Below are 2,458 nucleotides of genomic sequence, written 5' to 3'. Positions count from 1 at the left end.
GCGCATATCCATGGTCTTGCGCCACAGCACGTACAGCGCGGCGGCCGCCACCACCGCGACCGCCACCCAGCGCAGCACCCCCGCCAGCGAGTTCAGCACCCGGCTCTGCCCGACCGACCCCTCCAGCAGTTTCGCGACCACCTCGAGCAGCAGCGACGACGACATCACCCACGCCGCTCCCAGGAACCCTTGCCAGACAGAGGATTTCGGGGTGGCGATGAGCTGCGACGCGATGTCGTGCTCGGGCCGGTGCGAGTGGCCGCTCATCGCACGATCCCGCCCGTCAATCCCGGAACCAGGAAGCGGCGCCAGGTCATCAGCAACAGCAGCACCGGCGGGACCGTCGACAGCAGTGCCCCGGCCGCGAGATGGGCGGCGTTCTCCTGGAATTGCCGCGCGTCGCCCCACAGCAACAGCGACCACGGACTGACATCGGCGCCGCTGACCATCAAGCCGATGAAGAAGTCGTTCCACACCTGGATCAGTTCGAGCACCGCGACCGCGCCGACGGCGGGCCACGCGGTCGACACCACACGGCTCAGCACGGCCCACGGTTTGGCCAGACCGTGCAGGGCGTCGGCCGCCGGACCGTCCGAGGGCGCGAGCAGCGCTCCGCGCAGAATCAGGATCGCGATGGGCAATCCGATCGCGGCGTGCACCACGATCAGCGAGGAGAACGACGTCCCGGTCAATCCCATCCGCTCGATGACGCGCCGGATCGGCCCGACATAGAGCTGCGCGGGCAGCACTGTGAACACCACCAGCACCACCACCGCGATCCGCGAACGCAGCGCGTCGGCGGGCAGCGCGGCCAGCTGATGGGCGACCGGGAACGCCGCGCCGATGACGAGAACGGTGGCCCACACCGCCACCCAGCCGGTATTCGCCATGGCATGCAACAACTCTCGGTGCTGCCACACCGATCCGGCGCCGGCGAGGGCGGGCCCGTCGGCGCCCACCCAGCTGAACACCACCAGCGCCAGCAACGGCCCGAGCGACAGCGACGACACCGCCACGAGCCGAACGACGCCGCGCGCGGTGCGTCGCGCGCGGACCGGATCGGCGCTCGGGCGGCGCATCCAGCCGACGCGGTGGCGGCGCACGTCGGTCTGCAGAATCCACGCCGCCGAACCGACCAGCACCGCCAGTGGCAGCGAATAGGCCGCGGCCACACCGGGATCGGCGTCGGGATCCGAGACCAGCCGCCACCAGTGCACGGTCGCCGAGTCCAGCGAATACTGCAGCGATCCCGGCACCGCGATCAGGATGATGTCGAAGATCCGCGCCGCGGCGACGGCGACGACGAGGCCGAGAATCAGGAAGACCGGGCGTACCAATTCGAACAGCCGGGCCCGGGTCCGGCCCGCCCCGCGCGCGTCCTCGAGGTAGCCGCGCCGCACCGGATCGGCTTCGATGGCGGCGATCGCGGCGCGGAACAGCGCGAACAGCGCTCCCAGCCAGCACCAGACGAAGGCGGCGATCAGCAGGGACATCAGCCACACGCGTTGGCCGGCCACGCCCGGGACCGGCATCCGGTAGTCGGGATTCTCCGCCAGCAGGCGCAGGGCCAGTCCGGCGACGAACGCGGAAACGCCGAACGGCAGGATCAGCGGTGGCCACGGCCACCACCCCCGGCGGCCACGCCAGGCCAGTTCCAAGGCCAGCGCCAGCACGGCCAGCGCGCACAGCACCCACACGAGAGTCCGGACATACGCGCCGCGCCCACCGGGCCCAAGTTCGACGCCGATTCCCCGGATCGTCACCACGAGCGCGACCACCACGACCGGCCACCACAGCGAACGCCGGCGAATCCGCGCGACGAGGCTCGCGCCGTCCGGCGCCTCGCGGCGAAAGACGGTCGGCCACAATCGATGGCGCAGCAATGTCCAGCGACCACGCACGGCCGCCGCCACCAGTGCGCGCACCGCGTCGTCCCGGCGCCACAGCAGCGTGCTCGCCGCGACCAGTACCACCAGCAGCGCACACCAGCCGACCATCGCCCACTGTGCGCGGACCGCGGTCCACACCGTGGTGGCGGCGGGCCCGACCAGCAGCAGCAGAATCAGCACCAGTGCCGGCAACTGCGCGGGCCACATCGACCACCGCCGAGGGTGGCGTCCCGGGATCACCGGACCGGCGATGCGTGTGAGCGCCGGCTCCAGATCCAGTCCGTGCGCGTGGATGTGCCCGGCCGTCATCGCGCTCTCCGTTCGAACTCGTCGAGTGCGCGCACCGCGTGATCGACCGCCGCGTCGAGTCGCTCGGCGTGGCCATCGCCGACGGTGATGAGCAGGTCGGTCAGCACCCGCCACAGGCCGTCGCGCCGGCCGGCGGCCCCGATGAGGTCGGCGAAATCGAAGGCGGACCACGAATGCAGCTGGCCCGCAACCGGATCCAGCATCGGCGCGTGATCCGGGACGGTGCGCGGGCTGGGCGCCAGGAAGCCGCCGTAGTCGCC

General features: G+C 71.5%; 2 protein-coding genes and 1 pseudogene. All 3 read right to left on the bottom strand.

The annotated features are described in order from the left end of the window. Positions 1-267, bottom strand: a 267-nt coding sequence (locus ON23_RS28095; RefSeq protein WP_039781932.1) for a hypothetical protein, incomplete at its 3' end; no start/stop codon positions are given. Beyond that, entirely contained in the window at positions 264-2,198 is a 1,935-nt protein-coding gene (locus tag ON23_RS28090) for a hypothetical protein (RefSeq protein WP_039781931.1), read from the bottom strand. The genes ON23_RS28095 and ON23_RS28090, both read right to left, overlap by 4 nt. After that, positions 2,195-2,458: pseudogene (locus ON23_RS28085) on the bottom strand (ABC transporter substrate-binding protein); the annotation flags it as partial. The gene ON23_RS28090 and the pseudogene ON23_RS28085, both read right to left, overlap by 4 nt.

The organism is Nocardia cerradoensis NBRC 101014 (assembly GCF_000308535.1).
Classification (GTDB): Bacteria; Actinomycetota; Actinomycetes; order Mycobacteriales; family Mycobacteriaceae; genus Nocardia; species Nocardia cerradoensis.
The sequence above is the reverse complement of the archived record's forward strand: the minus strand, read 5'-3'. Positions and strand labels throughout refer to the sequence as shown.